At 67.3% G+C, this 19,675-nt stretch carries 9 protein-coding genes, 1 tRNA gene and 2 rRNA genes (1 of these 12 cut by a window edge); 11 read left to right on the top strand and 1 reads right to left on the bottom strand.

Features of this window, described 5'->3' with window-relative positions; genetic code table 11:
• The 4 genes from QQM39_RS10580 to QQM39_RS10565 all read left to right on the top strand — a co-directional run.
• Positions 1-1,989 (top strand): 23S ribosomal RNA (locus QQM39_RS10580); it begins 1,131 nt to the left of the window's first position.
• Positions 1,990-2,058: 69 nt separating this feature from the next.
• Positions 2,059-2,175, top strand: a 5S ribosomal RNA gene (gene rrf / locus QQM39_RS10575).
• 113 nt (positions 2,176-2,288) lie between these two features.
• The gene (locus QQM39_RS10570) at positions 2,289-2,951 is read left to right on the top strand and encodes a DegT/DnrJ/EryC1/StrS family aminotransferase (RefSeq protein ID WP_302003542.1); all 663 of its coding nucleotides are present in this window, start codon (positions 2,289-2,291) and stop codon (positions 2,949-2,951) included.
• A 76-nt stretch (positions 2,952-3,027) separates the two neighbouring features.
• Positions 3,028-3,103 (top strand) — tRNA-Thr (locus QQM39_RS10565).
• A 58-nt stretch (positions 3,104-3,161) separates the two neighbouring features.
• Here the strand turns inward: QQM39_RS10565 and QQM39_RS10560 are convergent.
• Positions 3,162-5,912, bottom strand: a complete 2,751-nt coding sequence (locus tag QQM39_RS10560; protein WP_301996438.1) for a SpoIIE family protein phosphatase — start codon at positions 5,910-5,912, stop codon at positions 3,162-3,164.
• Between the two features lie 377 nt (positions 5,913-6,289).
• Between QQM39_RS10560 and QQM39_RS10555 the strand changes: the two genes are divergently transcribed.
• From QQM39_RS10555 to QQM39_RS10525, 7 genes are all read left to right on the top strand, one after another.
• Positions 6,290-11,764 carry a HAMP domain-containing protein gene (locus tag QQM39_RS10555; protein WP_301996437.1) on the top strand — a complete coding sequence of 1,825 codons (5,475 nt, stop codon included), beginning with the start codon at positions 6,290-6,292 and terminating at the stop codon, positions 11,762-11,764.
• Positions 11,765-12,007: 243 nt separating this feature from the next.
• Positions 12,008-12,691: a two-component system response regulator gene (locus tag QQM39_RS10550; RefSeq protein WP_301996436.1), complete on the top strand. Its 684-nt coding sequence runs from the start codon at positions 12,008-12,010 to the stop codon at positions 12,689-12,691.
• 161 nt (positions 12,692-12,852) lie between these two features.
• Positions 12,853-15,594 (top strand): DNA translocase FtsK, encoded by a 2,742-nt coding sequence (locus QQM39_RS10545; RefSeq protein ID WP_301996435.1) that lies wholly within the window; start codon positions 12,853-12,855, stop codon positions 15,592-15,594.
• A gap of 281 nt (positions 15,595-15,875) precedes the next feature.
• The gene (locus tag QQM39_RS10540; protein WP_301996434.1) at positions 15,876-16,706 is read left to right on the top strand and encodes a RodZ domain-containing protein; all 831 of its coding nucleotides are present in this window, start codon (positions 15,876-15,878) and stop codon (positions 16,704-16,706) included.
• Positions 16,707-16,800: 94 nt separating this feature from the next.
• Positions 16,801-18,282 (top strand): 30S ribosomal protein S12 methylthiotransferase RimO, encoded by a 1,482-nt coding sequence (gene rimO / locus QQM39_RS10535; RefSeq protein ID WP_301996433.1) that lies wholly within the window; start codon positions 16,801-16,803, stop codon positions 18,280-18,282.
• Positions 18,279-19,061 (top strand): CDP-diacylglycerol--glycerol-3-phosphate 3-phosphatidyltransferase, encoded by a 783-nt coding sequence (gene pgsA, locus QQM39_RS10530; RefSeq protein WP_301996432.1) that lies wholly within the window; start codon positions 18,279-18,281, stop codon positions 19,059-19,061. Before rimO ends, pgsA begins: the two co-directional genes overlap by 4 nt.
• The gene (locus QQM39_RS10525) at positions 19,058-19,603 is read left to right on the top strand and encodes a CinA family protein (protein WP_301996431.1); all 546 of its coding nucleotides are present in this window, start codon (positions 19,058-19,060) and stop codon (positions 19,601-19,603) included. Before pgsA ends, QQM39_RS10525 begins: the two co-directional genes overlap by 4 nt.
• Positions 19,604-19,675: the final 72 nt, after the last annotated feature.

The following is a 19,675-nucleotide window of genomic DNA, read 5'->3' as shown; positions in this document are numbered from 1 at the left end:
GGATGTGGAGTCGCAGAGACAACCAGGAGGTTGGCTTAGAAGCAGTCACCCTTGAAAGAGTGCGTAATAGCTCACTGGTCTAGTGATTCCGCGCCGACAATGTAGCGGGGCTCAAGCGTACCGCCGAAGTCGTGTCATTCACACAATAGGGCCAACGCCTGTGTGGATGGGTAGGGGAGCGTCGTCTGCCGGGTGAAGCAGCACCGGAAGGTAGTTGTGGACGGTTGACGAGTGAGAATGCAGGCATGAGTAGCGATACACACGTGAGAAACGTGTGCGCCGATTGACTAAGGGTTCCTGGGTCAAGCTGATCTGCCCAGGGTAAGTCGGGACCTAAGGCGAGGCCGACAGGCGTAGTCGATGGATAACCGGTTGATATTCCGGTACCCGCTGTGAAGCGTCAAACATTGAATCCAATGATGCTAAGTCCGTGAAGCCGCCCTGGAGCCTTCGGGCAAAGGGGAGTGGTGGAGCCGACGAACCTATCTGGTAGTAGGTGAGTGATGGGGTGACGCAGGAAGGTAGTCCATCCCGGGCGGTGGTTGTCCCGGGGTAAGGGTGTAGGACGTCAGGTAGGTAAATCCGCCTGGCAATAGTCTGAGACCTGATGCCGAGCCGATTGTGGTGAAGTGGATGATCCTATGCTGTCGAGAAAAGCCTCTAGCGAGTTTCATGGCGGCCCGTACCCTAAACCGACTCAGGTGGTCAGGTAGAGAATACCGAGGCGTTCGGGTGAACTATGGTTAAGGAACTCGGCAAAATGCCCCCGTAACTTCGGGAGAAGGGGGGCCACGCTTGGTGATGAGTCTTGCACTCTGAGCTGGGGGTGGCCGCAGAGACCAGCGAGAAGCGACTGTTTACTAAAAACACAGGTCCGTGCGAAGCCGTAAGGCGATGTATACGGACTGACGCCTGCCCGGTGCTGGAACGTTAAGGGGACCGGTTAGTCACTCTTCGGGGTGGCGAAGCTGAGAACTTAAGCGCCAGTAAACGGCGGTGGTAACTATAACCATCCTAAGGTAGCGAAATTCCTTGTCGGGTAAGTTCCGACCTGCACGAATGGCGTAACGACTTCTCGACTGTCTCAACCATAGGCCCGGTGAAATTGCACTACGAGTAAAGATGCTCGTTTCGCGCAGCAGGACGGAAAGACCCCGGGACCTTTACTACAGTTTGATATTGGTGTTCGGTTCGGCTTGTGTAGGATAGGTGGGAGACTTTGAAGCGGGCACGCCAGTGTTCGTGGAGTCGTCGTTGAAATACCACTCTGGTCGTGCTGGATGTCTAACCTGGGTCCGTGATCCGGATCAGGGACAGTGTCTGATGGGTAGTTTAACTGGGGCGGTTGCCTCCTAAAGAGTAACGGAGGCGCCCAAAGGTTCCCTCAGCCTGGTTGGCAATCAGGTGTTGAGTGTAAGTGCACAAGGGAGCTTGACTGTGAGACCGACGGGTCGAGCAGGGACGAAAGTCGGGACTAGTGATCCGGCGGTGGCTTGTGGAAGCGCCGTCGCTCAACGGATAAAAGGTACCCCGGGGATAACAGGCTGATCTTCCCCAAGAGTCCATATCGACGGGATGGTTTGGCACCTCGATGTCGGCTCGTCGCATCCTGGGGCTGGAGTCGGTCCCAAGGGTTGGGCTGTTCGCCCATTAAAGCGGTACGCGAGCTGGGTTTAGAACGTCGTGAGACAGTTCGGTCCCTATCCGCTGTGCGCGTAGGAGTCTTGAGAAGGGCTGTCCCTAGTACGAGAGGACCGGGACGGACGAACCTCTGGTGTGCCAGTTGTTCTGCCAAGGGCATGGCTGGTTGGCTACGTTCGGGAGGGATAACCGCTGAAAGCATCTAAGCGGGAAGCCTGCTTCGAGATGAGGACTCCCACCCACTTGATGGGGTAAGGCTCCCAGTAGACGACTGGGTTGATAGGCCGGATCTGGAAGCACCGTGAGGTGTGGAGGTGACCGGTACTAATAGGCCGAGGGCTTGTCCTCAGTTGCTCGCGTCCACTGTGTTAGTTCTGAGGCAACGACCGTGTTTTTTCCGGTCTGACTTCATAGTGTTTCGGTGGTTATAGCGTGAGGGAAACGCCCGGTTACATTCCGAACCCGGAAGCTAAGCCTTACAGCGCCGATGGTACTGCAGGGGGGACCCTGTGGGAGAGTAGGACGCCGCCGAACAAATTTTGACGGGTTGGACCCGGAACTTCGGTTCCGGGTCCAACCCTTTTTTGTTGTGCGTCACCTGAAGTTCACGTAGCGCAACCACCATCGCCCATATGGGTACTGCTGCAATGCTCAGGGCCGCCGGCATAGGAGTCGGCGACGAGGTTGTCGTACCGGCCTTCGGGAACGTCGAAGTCGCCGAGGCTGTGGTTCTGGCCGGGGCGCTGCCGGTGTTCGCCGACATAGATCCGGTGACGTACTGCCTGGACGCCATGGCCGTCGAGGTGGTCGTCACCCCGCGGACGGCGGCCGTCGTCGCCGTACATCGCTTTGGTCGGTCGGCCGATATCGCGCGGTTGCACGAGCTCGGGCAGCGGCATGGGCTGTTGGTGTTGGAGCAGGGTGAGTCCGAGGCGCCGTACGACGAGATTGCTCAGCGCAGGCAGCGGGCCTCGTATCTGGATGCGAAGTTGAAGGGTGTGCAGACGCCCGATGGTGGTGACGGGCACACCTACCAGCAATATGTCGTGCGGGTGCCTGGGAACGGGCGGCCGGATCGCGATGCCTTCGCTCGGGCCGTGCGGGCCAGGGGAGTTGACTGCCGTGTGCCGGTGAAGACGCCCGTGCATCGGCTGCCCGAGTTCCGCAGGTGTGTGTCGCTGCCGGAGACCGAGCGGGCCGCTGATGAAACGTTGGCTCTGCCTGTCGACGCCTCTCTGACGAAGCGGGACATGCACCGGATCGTGTCGGCCTGCAACGCGCTCGGAGGACTCCTCCAACCCGCTTTCTGACGAGGTTGGGAGCACGGGTGTGTTCGGGGTATGATCTATTCCGTTGCCGCGAGGGAAACTTCGCAAAAGGTGACAGGCCCCTATAGCTCAGTCGGCAGAGCGTCTCCATGGTAAGGAGAAGGTCAACGGTTCGATTCCGTTTGGGGGCTCCAGACAGAAGGCCCCGCCCATTCGGGCGGGGCCTTTCTCATGCCCTCCGCGTGCCTTGGGTCAGTCCTTGTGGATGCCCGGCACGCGCATCGCCAGGATCGCCATGTCGTCGGACGGGGCGTCCGAAGCGAAGCGTTCGACCGCGCGCATGATGCGGGCCGCCACGGCGCCCGCCGTCAGGCCGGTGCAAGTGGTGAGGACGTCGGTGAGGCCGTCGTCGCCCAGCATGCGGCTGCCTTCGCGGCGTTCGGTGACGCCGTCCGTGACGCACAGGAGGACGTCGCCCGGGTCAAGGGTGACCGTCTGCTCGTAGAGTTCCAGGTCCTCCATGACGCCGAGGAGTGGCTGGGGCTCGGCCGCCGGCTCGACTGTGCCGTCCTGGCGCAGGCGGAGGGGGAGCGGGTGGCCGGCGCACACCACCTTCAGCTCCGCGCTGCCGTCCTCCTGTGGCCTCAACTCGCCGTAGAGGAGCGTCAGGAAGCGGCTGCGAGCGCCCTCGTCGAGGATCGCGGAGTTCAGGCGCTCCAGGACCGCCGGGCCGCTGAGACCCTCGCGTGCGAGGAGCCGGAGGGCGTGCCGGGCCAGGCCGGTGACCGCGGCGGCGTTCGGGCCCGTACCGCAGACGTCGCCGATGGCGAAGCCGTAGGCGCCGTCGCTGATCGGGAAGAGGTCGTAGAAGTCGCCGCCGACCTCGTTGCCCTCGCCGGCCGCGCGGTAGATGACCTCGACCTCGACGCCGTCGATCTCGGGGAGCTCGGGCGGCAGGAGGCTGCGCTGGAGGGACTGGCTGATGGCCGTACGCTCGGAGTAGAGGCGGGCGTTGTCCAGGGCCAGGGCGGCTCGGCGGCTCAAGTCCTCGGCCAGTTCCAGGATTTCCTGGCGGAAGTGTTCGTCGGTCGGCTTGCCGAGGGTCAGCATGCCGATGACTCGGTTGCGGGCCACCAGCGGGAGTACGACCGTTTCGCCGCCCACTGCGGACGCCGTGGCCAGGGTGGGGCCGATGCCCGCGCTGATGCGGCCGACCGGCTCGCCCAGGCCCAGGCTGCGCATGGAGGTGCGCAGGGCCGCCTGGTGGGCCGACTGGGCGGGAGCCGACCAGACGCGGGCGCCAGGCGTGGGCACCGGGTCCGGTGGGGCGATCTTCGACAGCAACGACTTAATGCCGTCGATGAGCTCCTCGTCCTCGTGCAGGACGTACGACAGGTACGGCTCCGAGGCCTGGTCGGCGATCGTGTAGACCGCGCACCAGGTGGCCAGGGTCGGCACCGTCATCTGGGCCATCAGGGCCAAGGTCTGGTCGCGGTCCAGGGTGCCGGCGAGCAGGTCGGAGGCCTCGACGAGGAAGCTGAGTGAGCCTCGGCGCAGGCGTTCCAGTTCGCCCAGGCGGGCCGACTCCACGGCCAACGCGATGCGGTCGGCGGCGAACTGCAGGCGCAGCGCCTCCTCGTTGGAGTATCTGGCCGGGGCCTCGGCGGCGACGCCGAGCGAGCCGGTGAGGCGGCCCTCGACCTTCAGGGGCACCGTGACGACCGAGCGCATGCCGGTGCCGTTCAGCAGTGGCACGGCGCCGGGGACCATGGTGAGGTCCTCGTGGACCGCCGGCATGCGGGCGGAGCCGTAGCGGCCGGGACCCGCTTCGACGGGCACGCGCGCGAAGCGCTGGCGGGCGGAGGGCAGGCCGGTCGAGGCGCGGACCTCCAGTTCCGTCTCGTCGTCGGTCGCCAGGAGCAGGAACGCGGAGTCGCCGTCGAGCATGTCCCGGGCGCGTTCCACCGTGCGCTGGAGGAGCCCGTCGAGGTCGTCCGGGGCGGGGGAGCCGATGAACACCTCGAAGGGGTCGGTGCTCTGGCCCTCGGAGGTGGTGGACGTGTCGGAGGCCGGCACGCGCGACGGGGTCTGCAGGACGGCGCGTTCGTGGTCCCGGACCAGAAGGCAGACCGTGGAGGGTTCGCCGTCCGTGTCGCGGACGCGGAGGTGGGAGGCGTACACCGGTGTGACGCGGCCGTTGGCGCCCCTTATGCCGTAGCTGCCTTCCCAGCGGGAGAGTTGGAGGGCCTCCGCGATGCCGGTGCTGGTGCCCGGCGTGTGCGGCCAGGCCGCGAGGTCGGTCAACGGCTTGCCGGTGACCTGCTCGGCCGCATAGCCGAAGAGATCCTCCGCGTCCTCGTTCCAGGACGAGATGGCGCCCGTACGGTCGATCTGGACAACCGCGACGCGGACGCGGCCGTCGGCGAGGGGCAGGAGGTCGGCGGGGAGCGACGGGCCGGCCGCGCGGGTGCCCACCGGGCGTTCGGGGAGGTCGAGTTGGAACCAGACCTGCTTGTGCGTGGGCGTGTACTCGACGCCCCAGCAGGCGGCCAGGGCCGCGCACAGCTGGAGGCCGCGGCCGCCCTCGCGGTCGGGGCTGCCCATGTTGACGGGCGAGCCCTGGAGGGGGATCTCGCGCTCCGGGTACCGGTCGGCCACCTCGATCCGTACGCCGTCGTCACTGCGCAGACACAGAACGTCCGCGGACGTACCCGCGTGGACGACGGCGTTCGTCACCAGCTCGCTGGTGAGGACCACGGCGTCGTCCACGATGTCGGCGAAGCCCCAGCCCTGAAGTGTGTCGCGGACGAAGGAGCGGGCGCTCGCGACTGACCGCCCGACGGGATCGAAGGTTGCTGCCGCGCGCGCGGTGATCACAGAACTCCTCGTCCGGTTGTCGACGTGCAGGGCTCCGCGGCCCACCGGGTCGCGCCGCTGGTGCGGCATGTGCGCGCCCGTCGGCCGGTCCGGGGATGGTCCCCCCGGGATCAGTCCGGTGGTCATGTCCGGCTGCCCCTCCGATGCCCGCTCGTGCTCCTCCTGCTACCGCCCAGGCCGGACGGACCGGCGCGGCTGGACAGCCGCATGCAAGGTTACTTACCTTCGACGGCCATGCGGATGCCGGTCTGCAGTGTTTCCGTCCGGACGGTGTGCGGACGATGTGCGAAGCTGCCGAACTGTTATGGCCGGGTTCAGGCAGGGTGAAACACTGGGCAAGCTTCTTGTGAAGGTCCGGGCAGGCTGAGTGTCATTCGCGTTCTGCGGGCAGCAGCACGTGGTGTGGCCTGGTATATCCGGCAGGAATGCCCAGCAGTAACGGGTACGCCGAGCGGTAGAACCCGAACACAGCAGTAACGGTCGACCCCTGCGGGAGGGACACAGTGGAGTCTGGCGCAGCGACGCGGGGCACTAAGACGCGCGCGAAAGGCGGACAGTCCCTGAAGAACGAGCGCAAGCCGCGCAACGGGACCACTGCGGTGGACACCGCTGCCCTGAACCGGCTGATGGCGGCCCTGGTATCGATGCGCGACGGGAACTTCCGGAAGCGGCTCACGGTGTCCGGGGACGGCGTGATGTCCGAGATTGCCGCGGTTTTCAATGAGGTGGCCGACCGTAATCTCCACTTGACGGGTGAGTTGGCGCGAGTGCGCCGCATGGTGGGCCGTGAGGGCAAGCTCACGGAACGGCTGGAGACGGGCGCCTGTGAGGGTTCCTGGGCGGCCGCCGTCGACAACTCCAACGCCCTGGTCGACGACCTCGTACGGCCCGTCTCCGAGGTCGGCCGGGTGCTGTCCGCGGTGGCCGAGGGTGATCTGTCGCCGCGCATGGAGCTGCGGACGCAGGCGCCGGACGGGAACGGGCATCCGCTGCGGGGTGAGTTCCTCAAGGTCGGGCGGACTGTGAACAACCTTGTCGATCAGCTGTCGACCTTCACCGACGAGGTCACGCGTGTGGCCAGCGAGGTGGGTACCGAGGGCAAGCTCGGCGGGCAGGCACGCGTGCGTGGCATGTCGGGTTCGTGGAAGGACCTCACGGACTCCGTCAACACGATGGCGTACCGGTTGACTGCCCAGGTGAGGGATATCGCGCTGGTGACCACGGCGGTCGCCAAGGGTGATCTGTCCCGGAAGGTCACCGTTCATGTGGCCGGCGAGATGCTGGAGCTCAAGAACACCGTCAACACGATGGTGGACCAGCTGTCGTCGTTCTCCTCCGAGGTGACGCGAGTCGCGCGCGAGGTGGGCACCGAGGGTGAGCTCGGCGGGCAGGCGCAGGTGCCGGGTGTGGCCGGTGTGTGGAAGGACCTCACCGATTCGGTGAACCTCATGGCCGGCAACCTGACGGCGCAGGTGCGAGGGATCGCACAGGTGACCACGGCGGTCGCCAACGGTGACCTGTCGCAGAAGGTGACCGTGTCGGCACGTGGCGAGGTCGCGCAGCTCGCGGACACGATCAACCAGATGACCGAGACGCTGCGGATCTTCGCGGACGAGGTCACGCGTGTGGCCAACGAGGTCGGCGCCGAGGGACGGCTGGGCGGTCAGGCGAATGTGCCGGGCGCGGCGGGGACGTGGAAGGACCTCACCGACTCCGTCAACACCGTGTTCCGGAATCTGACCATTCAGGTGCGGGACATCGCGGCGGTCACGACGGCGGTGGCCAACGGTGATCTGTCGCAGAAGGTCACCGTGGACGTGGCCGGCGAGATGCTCGAGCTGAAGAACACCGTCAACGGCATGGTCGATCAGCTGTCGTCCTTCGGTTCCGAGGTCACGCGTGTCGCGCGTGAGGTCGGTGTCGAGGGTGAGCTCGGTGGTCAGGCGCAGGTGCCGGGGGCCGCGGGGACGTGGAAGGACCTGACGGACTCCGTCAACACGGCGTTCCGGAACCTCACCGGACAGGTGAGGAACATCGCCCAGGTCACGACGGCGGTGGCGAACGGTGATCTGTCGCAGAAGGTCACCGTGGACGTCTCCGGCGAGATGCTCCAGCTGAAGAACACCGTGAACACGATGGTGGACCAGCTGTCGAGCTTCGCCGACCAGGTGACGCGCATGGCCCGGGATGTGGGGACGGAGGGCCGGCTGGGAGGTCAGGCGGTCGTACCGGGTGTGGCCGGTACGTGGAAGGAGCTCACCGACTCCGTCAACGGAATGGCAGGAAACCTTACCGCCCAGGTGCGCAACATCGCGCAGGTCACCACAGCGGTGGCGCGCGGTGACCTGTCCCAGAAGATCGACGTCGACGCGCGCGGCGAGATCCTGGAGCTGAAGAACACCATCAACACGATGGTCGACCAGCTCTCCGGCTTCGCCGACCAGGTGACCCGGGTGGCGCGCGAGGTGGGTACCGAGGGCCGGCTGGGCGGTCAGGCGCAGGTGCCCGGCGTCGCCGGTGTGTGGCGGGACCTGACCGACTCCGTGAACGGAATGGCAGGAAACCTTACGGCCCAGGTGCGGAACATCGCGCAGGTCGCCACCGCGGTGGCCCGAGGTGACCTGTCGCAGAAGATCACCGTGGACGCGCGCGGCGAGATCCTGGAGCTCAAGAACACGCTGAACACGATGGTCGACCAGCTGTCGTCGTTCGCGGAGGAGGTCACCAGGGTCGCCCGTGAGGTGGGTACGGAGGGCCAGCTCGGCGGTCAGGCCGAGGTGCAGGGCGTCTCCGGCACCTGGAAGGACCTCACCCAGTCCGTGAACTTCATGGCGAACAACCTGACCATCCAGGTGCGTCAGATCGCCAAGGTCACGACCGCGGTCGCCAAGGGTGACCTGTCGAAGAAGATCACCGTTGACGCGAAGGGCGAGATCCTCGAGCTCGTCACGACCGTCAACACGATGGTGGACCAGCTGTCCAGCTTCGCCGAGCAGGTGACCCGGGTGGCCCGTGAGGTGGGTACCGAGGGCATCCTGGGCGGCCAGGCGCACGTGCCCGGTGTCACGGGCATCTGGAAGGACCTGAGCGGCAACGTCAACCTGATGGCCAAGAACCTGACCATGCAGGTGCGGAACATCTCCCAGGTCGCGGCGGCCGTCGCCAACGGTGACCTGACGCGGACGGTGACGATCGAGGCGCGCGGTGAGGTCGCGCAGCTCGCCGACACCTTCAACACGATGGTGAAGACCCTGAGCTCGTTCGCCGACCAGGTCACCAAGGTGGCCCGCGAGGTGGGCACGGACGGCATCCTCGGTGGTCAGGCGCATGTGCCAGGTGTGGCGGGCACGTGGAAGGACCTCACCGAGTCCGTGAACCAGATGGCCTCGAACCTGACGGGTCAGGTGCGCAACATCGCCCTGGTCACGACCGCCATCGCCAAGGGTGACCTGTCCAAGAAGATCGACATCGACGCTCGCGGCGAGATCCTCGAGCTCAAGACGACGATCAACACGATGGTGGACCAGCTGTCGTCCTTCGCCGAGGAGGTCACCCGAGTCGCCCGCGAGGTGGGCACGGAAGGACAGCTCGGCGGCCAGGCACGCGTGCGTGACGTCGACGGCACCTGGCGCGACCTCACCGAGTCCGTGAACGAAATGGCAGGAAACCTTACTCGGCAGGTGCGTGCCATCGCGCGCGTGGCGACCGCGGTGACCCGAGGCGACCTGAACCTGAAGATCGACGTCGACGCGTCCGGCGAGATCCAGGAGCTCCAGGACTACATCAACAAGATGATCGCCAACCTGCGCGACACCACGATCGCCAACAAGGAGCAGGACTGGCTCAAGGGCAACCTCGCCCGCATCTCCGCGCTCATGCAGGGCCGCCGCGACCTGGAGGACGTGGCCTCGCTGATCATGAGCGAGCTGACGCCGGTGGTGACCGCGCAGCACGGCGCGTTCTTCGTCGCGATGCCACTCCTCGACGGCAAGGACATGAACGCCGAGGCGGAGGACCAGTACGAGCTGCGGATGCTCGGTTCGTACGGCTACTCGATGGGCTCCATGCCGACGTCCTTCCGGCCGGGTGAGGCGCTCATCGGGACCGCCGCCGAGGAGAAGCGCACCATCCTGGTGGAGAACGCGCCCAGCGGCTACCTCAAGATCTCCTCCGGGCTCGGCGAGGCCCCGCCCGCGCAGGTGATCGTCCTTCCGGTGCTGTTCGAGGGCAAGGTGCTCGGCGTGATCGAGCTGGCGTCCTTCACGCCGTTCACGCAGATCCAGAAGGACTTCCTCAACCAGATCGCCGAGATGATCGCGACCAGCGTCAACACCATCTCCGTCAACACCAAGACCGAGGTGCTGCTGAAGCAGTCGCAGGAGCTGACCGAGCAACTGAGGGAGCGGTCGGAGGAGTTGGAGAACCGGCAGAAGGCCCTCCAGGCGTCCAACGCCGAACTGGAGGAGAAGGCCGAGCTGCTGGCCCAGCAGAACCGCGACATCGAGGTGAAGAACACCGAGATCGAGGAGGCGCGGCAGGTCCTGGAGGAGCGTGCTGAGCAGCTCGCCGTCTCCATGCGCTACAAGAGCGAGTTCCTCGCCAACATGTCGCACGAGCTGCGTACGCCGCTCAACTCGCTGCTGATCCTGGCCAAGCTGCTCGCCGACAACGCCGAGGGCAACCTCTCGCCGAAGCAGGTCGAGTTCGCCGAGACCATCCACGGCGCCGGCTCCGACCTGCTCCAGCTGATCAACGACATCCTCGACCTGTCGAAGGTCGAGGCGGGCAAGATGGACGTCTCCCCGACGCGTATCGCGCTCGTCCAGCTCGTCGACTACGTGGAGGCCACCTTCCGGCCGCTGACCGCGGAGAAGGGCCTGGACCTGTCCGTACGGGTCTCGCCGGAGCTGCCCGCCACGCTGCACACCGACGAGCAGCGGCTCCTGCAGGTCCTGCGCAACCTGCTGTCCAACGCGGTGAAGTTCACCGACTCCGGCTCGGTCGAGCTGGTCATCCGGCCGGCCAGCGCGGACGTACCGATGAAGATCCGGGAGCAGTTGCTGGAGGCCGGTTCGCTGACCGAAGCGGACGCGCCGCTGATCGCGTTCTCCGTGACCGACACCGGTATCGGGATCGCGGCCAGCAAGATGCGGGTGATCTTCGAGGCGTTCAAGCAGGCGGACGGCACGACCAGCCGCAAGTACGGCGGTACGGGGCTGGGGCTGTCCATCTCGCGGGAGATCGCGCAACTGCTCGGCGGGGAGATCCACGCGCAAAGCGAGCCGGGACGTGGTTCGACGTTCACGCTGTATTTGCCGCTGCACCCGAGCGAACTGCCTCCGCACGGCTACCAGCAGCAGCTGCCGGCCCTTGACGCCGGCGACCTGGTGGCTTCGGCGGCCGAGCTGGCGGAACTGTCCGACGTGGAGATCGTGACGCCGGCCGAGGTGAGGTCGTACCGGGAGACGCAGAACGGCGCCGCCGCGCTCTTCAGGCGCCGCCGCAGGGCCGCGACCGAGCTGGAACAGCGGCCGGCGCAGCAGGAGCAGTGGTCGGCGACTGAGCAGGACGCGGCGCCGCAGCCGCGCCGGGGCATCCGGTTCGGCGGCGAGAAGGTGCTGATCGTCGACGACGACATCCGCAACGTCTTCGCGCTGACCAGCGTGCTCGAGCAGCACGGCCTGTCCGTGCTGTACGCCGAGAACGGCCGTGAGGGCATCGAGGTCCTGGAGCAGCACGACGACGTGGCGGTCGTCCTGATGGACATCATGATGCCCGAGATGGACGGGTACGCGACGACCACGGCGATCCGCAGGATGCCGCAGTTCGCCGGGCTCCCGATCATCGCGCTGACCGCCAAGGCGATGAAGGGCGACCGGGAGAAGGCGATCGAGTCGGGCGCTTCCGACTACGTGACGAAGCCGGTCGATCCCGATCATCTGCTGGCAGTGATGGATCAGTGGATGAGGGAACAGTGACAGGAACCAACAGTGTCCACACGGAGTGCTGACTCAGTGTGCTCGAAGCCGTGTAGAAGTGCGGGATTGGGGGAACCTTCTGGTCTCCCGCTGCGTTTCTGCTACGTGCACAGTGACATCGCGGTGACAGGGTGTGGCGACAGGCGGGGTGCGGCTACCATGACCGGCACGAGGGCGGGCGGCGTAAGGGAGTCGTCCCCTGGGGCGGAGCCCGGTGCACTGCCGGGGCGAGGAGGGCGGGCCATGGTGCAGAAGGCCAAGATCCTCCTGGTCGATGACCGGCCGGAGAATCTGCTTGCGCTGGAGGCGATCCTCTCTGCGCTCGATCAGACCCTGGTGCGGGCATCGTCCGGGGAGGAAGCGCTCAAAGCACTACTGACGGACGACTTCGCGGTCATTCTGCTGGACGTCCAGATGCCGGGAATGGACGGTTTCGAAACCGCGGCGCACATCAAGCGGCGGGAACGGACGCGGGACATCCCGATCATCTTCCTCACCGCGATCAACCACGGCCCGCATCACACCTTCCGCGGTTACGCGGCGGGCGCGGTGGACTACATCTCCAAGCCGTTCGACCCGTGGGTGCTGCGGGCGAAGGTCTCGGTGTTCGTCGAGCTGTACATGAAGAACTGCCAGCTGCGTGAGCAGGCGGCACTGCTGCGGCTCCAGTTGGAGGGCGGCGGCAAGGCCGCGGGCGGGGACGCGAAGGAGCCGGCGGGCCTGCTCGCCGAGCTGTCGGCGCGGCTCGCCGCGGTCGAGGAACAGGCCGAGGCGTTGTCCAAGCAGCTTGACGACGAGTCGGCGGACGCGGCGGCGGTGGCCACCGCGGCTCATCTCGAACGCAAACTCACGGGACTGCGGCGGGCACTGGACGCGCTGGAGCCGGGTACCGGGAGCAGCGCGTCCTCGGTGCCCTCGCAGAACTGACGTCGGGATGGCGCCCGTTGGCCGGCGAGCGGCGCCGAGCCGCCCTGGGCGTTACCGGTCGGTGAACCGGCGTCAGTTCACCGCCTCCACAAGCGCGACACGAACGGGTGAAGCAGTGGGCACACGTGTCCACTGTCTCCTCCACCGGTAACCTCACACCCATGGCCTCACGTCCCTCCGCAGCCAAGAAGCCGCCCGCGAAGAGGGCGGCCGCTTCCGCGAAGGCTCCGGCGAAGAAGGCCGCTGCCAAGAAAGCCCCCGCGAAGAAGGCGCCGGCCAAGAAGGCCGCGGCGAAGAAAGCCGCGCCCCCGCCCAAGCCGGCACCGAACCCCACCGGGGGCATCTACCGGCTCGTGCGCGCCGTCTGGCTCGGGCTGGCGCACGCGGTCGGCGCGGTGTTCCGGGGCATAGGGCAGGGTGCGAAGAACCTTGACCCCGCCCATCGCAAGGACGGCATCGCGCTGTTGCTCCTCGGACTCGGCCTGATCGTCGCGGCCGGCACCTGGTCCAATCTGCGCGGCCCCGTCGGCGACCTCGTCGAGATCATCGTTACCGGCGCGTTCGGCCGGCTCGACCTGCTCGTGCCGATACTGCTCGCGGTCATCGCCGTTCGGTTCATCCGGCACCCCGAGAAGCCCGAGGCCAACGGCCGTATCGTCATCGGCCTGTCCGCGCTCGTCGTCGGCGTGCTCGGCCAGGTCCACATCGCCGTCGGCTCGCCTGCCCGCAGCGACGGCATGCAGGCGATAAGGGACGCGGGCGGGCTCATCGGCTGGGGCGCGGCGACCCCGCTGACGTACGCCATGGGCGAGGTCCTCGCCGTACCGCTGCTCGTGCTGCTCACGATCTTCGGGCTGCTGGTCGTCACGGCCACCCCGGTGAACGCCATCCCGCAGCGGCTGCGGCTGTTGGGCGTCAAGCTCGGGATCCTGCCCGACCCCGACGAGGGCGACGAGTACGCCGAGGACGAGCAGCGCTACGACGACCAGTGGCGCGAGGCGCTGCCCGCGGCGCGGAGCCGCAGGCGCACTCCGCCCCCCGAGGCGTACGACCCCGACGGCGCCGAACAGGAGGCCCTCTCGCGGCGTCGCGGCCGTCCGAGGCGCTCCGCGGTGCCGCAGCCCGAGATGGACCGTCCCATGGACGCTGTGGACGTCGCGGCGGCAGCCGCTGCCGCGCTCGACGGCGCCGTCATGCACGGGATGCCGCCCTCGCCGATCGTCGCCGACCTCACCCAGGGCGTGAGCGTGGGCGACCGCGCGGAGACCACCCCGGTTCCGACGCCCGTCCCCGCCGCGCGGCCCAAGCAGGAGAAGCTCCCGAAGACCGAGGTCCCGGACCTCACCAAGTCCGAGGTCCCGGACCTCACCAAGGCGGCACCCGGCGAGACGCGGGACCTGCCGCCGCGTGCCGAACAGCTCCAGTTGTCCGGCGACATCACGTACTCGCTCCCGTCGCTCGACCTTCTCGAGCGCGGCGGTCCCGGTAAGTCGCGCAGCGCCGCCAACGACGCCATCGTCGAGTCGCTGACCACCGTCTTCACCGAGTTCAAGGTCGACGCCCGCGTCACCGGCTTCACGCGCGGGCCGACGGTCACGCGCTACGAGGTCGAGCTCGGGCCCGCCGTGAAGGTCGAGCGGATCACCGCGCTGACGAAGAACATCGCGTACGCGGTCGCCAGCCCGGACGTGCGGATCATCAGCCCGATCCCCGGCAAGTCCGCGGTCGGCATCGAGATCCCCAACACCGACCGCGAGATGGTCAATCTCGGTGACGTGCTGCGCCTCGCGGCAGCCGCGGAGGACGACCACCCGATGCTGGTCGCGCTCGGCAAGGACGTCGAGGGCGGCTACGTGATGGCCAACATCGCGAAGATGCCGCATGTGCTGGTTGCCGGTGCGACCGGTTCCGGTAAGTCGTCGTGCATTAACTGCTTGATCACTTCGATCATGATGCGAGCGACCCCGGAGGACGTCCGCATGGTGCTGGTCGACCCCAAACGCGTCGAGCTCACCGCGTACGAGGGCATCCCGCACCTGATCACGCCGATCATCACCAACCCGAAGCGGGCCGCCGAGGCGCTCCAGTGGGTCGTACGGGAGATGGACCTTCGGTACGACGACCTCGCGGCGTACGGCTACCGGCACATCGACGACTTCAACGAGGCCGTCCGCAACGGCAAGGTGAAGGCGCCGGAGGGCAGCGAGCGCGAGCTCCAGCCGTACCCGTACCTGCTGGTGATCGTCGACGAGCTCGCCGACCTCATGATGGTCGCCCCGCGCGACGTCGAGGACGCGATCGTGCGTATCACGCAGCTCGCGCGCGCGGCCGGCATCCACCTGGTGCTCGCCACGCAGCGGCCGTCGGTCGACGTCGTCACCGGTCTCATCAAGGCGAACGTCCCCTCACGGCTGGCCTTCGCCACCTCGTCGCTCGCCGACTCGCGCGTCATCCTCGACCAGCCCGGCGCCGAGAAGCTGATCGGCAAGGGTGACGGGCTGTTCCTGCCGATGGGCGCCAACAAGCCCACGCGTATGCAGGGCGCGTTCGTGACCGAGGACGAGGTCGCGGCGGTCGTCCAGCACTGCAAGGACCAGATGGCGCCCGTCTTCCGGGACGACGTCACCGTGGGCACCAAGCAGAAGAAGGAGATCGACGAGGAGATCGGCGACGACCTCGATCTGCTGTGCCAGGCGGCCGAGCTGGTGGTCTCCACGCAGTTCGGGTCGACGTCCATGCTGCAGCGCAAGCTGCGTGTCGGGTTCGCCAAGGCCGGGCGGTTGATGGACCTCATGGAGTCGCGGGGCATCGTCGGTCCGAGCGAGGGTTCCAAGGCTCGTGACGTTCTTGTGAAACCTGATGAGCTGGACGGCGTGCTGGCCGTGATCCGCGGGGAGGCTTAAAGGGAGTCCGGGGCGGAAACGGGGCACAGTGCTCGCTTTGCGAACGGGTGGGTGATGAGTCGATGTTCGATTGTGACTCACCCGTAAGGGATCATTGAGCAACCGTTCCCCTTCGGCGTACGTCAAGTTGAGGGAAGCGCGACAATCTCGTACTCCGTCATCGGCGCGTCCGGCCATTCCGATGGCGTACAAAGTCCTACCGCCCGGTTGCCCCACCCTTTCGTACCCCCCATAGACTGAACCTCCAGCACAGGTGGCTTAAACGCTCGAAAGGCGCCCCCGTGTCCATCGGCAACTCCCCTGAAGACGAGCGTCCGTTCGAAGACGTGTCCGAGGAAGCCCGCCCCTCGATCGGCCGTGCCCTCCGGCAGGCGCGCATCGACGCAGGGCTGACCGTCGACGACGTCAGTAACGCCACCCGGGTCCGCATCGCCATCGTGCACGCCATCGAGGCGGACAACTTCGCTGCCTGCGGCGGCGACGTGTACGCCCGAGGCCACATCAGGACCCTGGCCAAGGCCGTTCACCTCGATCCGGCCCCACTTCTCTCCCAGTACGACGCCTCGCACGGCGGACGACCGGCGCCGACCCCGGCGGCCCCCCTGTTCGAGGCGGAGCGCATTCGCCCCGAGCGGCGCGGGCCCAACTGGACCGCGGCCATGGTCGCCGCGATCGTCGCCGTGGTCGGGTTCGTCGGGTTCACCGCGTTCAAGGGCGATGAAGGGGGCGGCAGGTGGTCGGTCGCGGAAGGTGGCTCGACGCCGACGGCCGACAAGATCACGCCCACGCCGAAGACCGACAAGCCCAAGGACCCGAAGCCGTCGGACAGCGCCATCGCCGCCGTCCCTCAGGACAAGGTGACCGTCCAGGTCAGCGCCCCCGACGGGAAGAGCTGGATCTCGGCCAAGGACCACAACGGCAAGCTGCTCTTCGACGGCCTCCTCAAGCAGGGCGACTCCAAGACCTTCCAGGACAGCGAGAAGATCAACCTGGTCCTCGGTGACGCGGGTGCGATCGACCTGTACGTCAACGGCAAGAAGATCGAGGACGACTGGCAGCCGGGCGCCGTGGAGCGCCTCGCGTACACGAAGGGCGACCCGCAGGCCGGATAAGTCCGGCCGAAGGGTTGAGCTGTGGACGGGGTTGGCCAAGATCGGCCAACCCCGTCGACGTGGGGTGTCAGTGAGACAAAGTAGTCTTGAGCCCATGCCTGAACGCCGTACCGTCGCACTCGTCACTCTTGGCTGCGCCCGTAACGAGGTGGACTCGGAGGAGCTCGCAGGCCGCTTGGAGGCGGACGGCTGGGACCTCGTGGAGGACGCCGGGGACGCGGATGTCGCCGTCGTCAACACGTGCGGCTTCGTCGACGCCGCCAAGAAGGACTCCGTCGATGCCCTCCTGGAGGCCAACGATCTCAAGGGCCATGGGAGAACCCAGGCCGTCGTGGCGGTGGGCTGCATGGCCGAGCGGTACGGCAAGGAACTCGCCGAGGCTCTCCCCGAGGCCGACGGCGTGCTCGGCTTCGACGACTACGCGAACATCTCGGACCGCCTGCAGACCATCCTGAACGGCGGCATCCACGCCGCGCACACCCCGCGCGACCGGCGCAAGCTGCTGCCGATCAGCCCGGCAGAGCGGCAGGAGTCCGCGGCCGGCGTCGCCCTCCCCGGGCACGCGCCCGCCGATCTTCCGGAAGGGCTCGCTCCGGCCTCCGGCCCCCGTGCGCCCCTGCGCCGCCGCCTCGACGGCGCCCCGGTCGCCTCGGTGAAGCTCGCCTCCGGCTGTGACCGGCGCTGCTCCTTCTGCGCCATCCCGTCCTTCCGCGGCTCCTTCATCTCGCGCCGCCCGAGTGATGTGCTGAACGAGACGCGCTGGCTCGCCGAGCAGGGCGTCAAGGAGATCATGCTGGTCTCCGAGAACAACACGTCCTACGGCAAGGACCTGGGCGACATCCGCCTGCTGGAGTCCCTCCTGCCGGAGCTGGCGGAGGTCGACGGCATCGAGCGGGTCCGCGTCAGCTACCTCCAGCCGGCCGAGATGCGGCCCGGCCTCATCGACGTGCTGACCTCGACGCCGAAGATCGCCCCGTACTTCGACCTGTCCTTCCAGCACTCCGCGCCCGATGTGCTGCGCGCGATGCGCCGCTTCGGGGACACCGACCGGTTCCTGGAGCTGCTCGACACGATCCGCAGCAAGGCCCCCCAGGCCGGCGTGCGCTCCAACTTCATCGTCGGCTTCCCCGGCGAGACCGAGGCCGACCTGGCCGAGCTGGAGCGGTTCCTGAACGGCGCGCGCCTGGACGCCATCGGAGTCTTCGGGTACTCCGACGAGGAGGGCACGGAGGCGGCGACGTACGAGAACAAGCTCGACGAGGACGTCGTCGCCGAGCGGCTGGCCCGTGTCTCCCGGCTGGCCGAGGAGCTCGTCTCACAGCGGGCCGAGGAGCGCGTCGGGGAGACCGTGCACGTGCTCGTCGAGTCGGTGGGCTCCGAGGACTCCGCGGAGGGCGCGTACGGCCGTGGAGCGCACCAGGCGCCGGAGACGGACGGCCAGGTGCTGCTCACGAGCGGCGAAGGGCTGAGCATCGGTCGTATGGTCGAGGCGAAGGTGGTCGGTACGGAAGGTGTCGACCTGGTGGCCGAGCCGCTGCAGGGCACGTTCGCGTGTAGTGAGGAGGCGGGCAGATGACCGGAGTTCCGGCGTCGGCCGCGGGTGGCTCCTCGCAGGCGGGCGCGGCGGGCAAGGCCAGTGCGGTGGGTTCGTCCAAGGCCGCCGGTTCGAACAGGGCCGCCGGCTCGAAGTCCGGCGGCGCCGACGCCGGTGTCCCGGGCGGTGCGAAGCCCCCGCGCGGCGGGAAGATCGCGGCCGCGGCCGTCAACCAGGCCAGCGTCTGGAACATCGCCAACCTTCTGACCATGCTCCGGCTGGTCCTCGTGCCCGCGTTCGTCGCACTGATGCTGGCCGACGGCGGATACGACCCGGCGTGGCGCTCGCTCGCCTGGGCGGCCTTCGCCATCGCCATGATCACCGATCTGTTCGACGGTCATCTGGCCCGGACGTACAACCTCGTCACCGACTTCGGGAAGATCGCCGATCCCATCGCCGACAAGGCGATCATGGGGGCGGCGCTTATCTGTCTGTCCGCACTGGGCGATCTGCCGTGGTGGGTGACGGGTGTCATCCTCGGCCGGGAACTCGGGATCACGCTGCTGCGTTTCATCGTTATCCGGTACGGCGTCATCCCCGCGAGCCGCGGCGGCAAGCTCAAGACCCTCATACAGGGCGTGGCCGTGGGGATGTACATCCTGGCGCTGACGGGGTGGCTGGCCACTCTGCGGTGGTGGGTGATGGCTGCGGCGGTCGTCCTGACCGTGGTGACCGGGCTCGACTATGTGAGACAAGCCATTGTGCTGCGCAGGCGGGGAATCGCCGAGCGCAAGGCCGCGTTGGAGGAGACGGAAGCGTGAGTTCCCCGGCCGCCGACGTCGTGCGACTACTCACAGTGAAGGGTGAGACGCTCGCTGTCGCCGAGTCACTGACCGGCGGACTGGTTGCGGCAGAGATCACAGCCGTCCCCGGAGCCTCCCAGGCCTTCCGGGGGTCGGTGACCGCCTACGCCACCGAGCTGAAGCATCGGCTGCTCGACGTCGACGCCACCTGGCTGGAGCAACACGGGGCGGTGAATCCGCAGGTCGCGGCCGCTATGGCGGCGGGCGTACGGAAGGCGCTGGGGTCCGACTGGGGCATCGCGACGACCGGCGTCGCGGGGCCCGAGACGCAGGACGGACAGCCCGTAGGGACGGTTTTCGTGGCCGTGGACGGGCCCGTCGGCCCTGGTTCCGGTTCCGCCGGTGGCGGAAAAGTGGAGGCCCTGCGGTTGAACGGCGACCGCGCGGAAATTCGTATGGAGAGTGTACGGAGCGTACTCGCACTGCTCCTGAAGGAGCTTGCGAGCGAACACACTGGGAATGAGCGGGCACAGGATACGGAACGGAACGGGGGGTTTTGATGTTTGCAGCCCTTAGTGAACACGACATCGCTCCCCGCACGGCCGCGGCGCAAGGCGGTACGGTGGGGCGTG

The sequence above is a fragment of the Streptomyces sp. DT2A-34 genome (genome assembly GCF_030499515.1).
Classification (GTDB): domain Bacteria; phylum Actinomycetota; class Actinomycetes; order Streptomycetales; family Streptomycetaceae; genus Streptomyces.
Note: the sequence above shows the minus strand (reverse complement) of the source record. Positions and strands in the feature narration are given on the sequence as shown.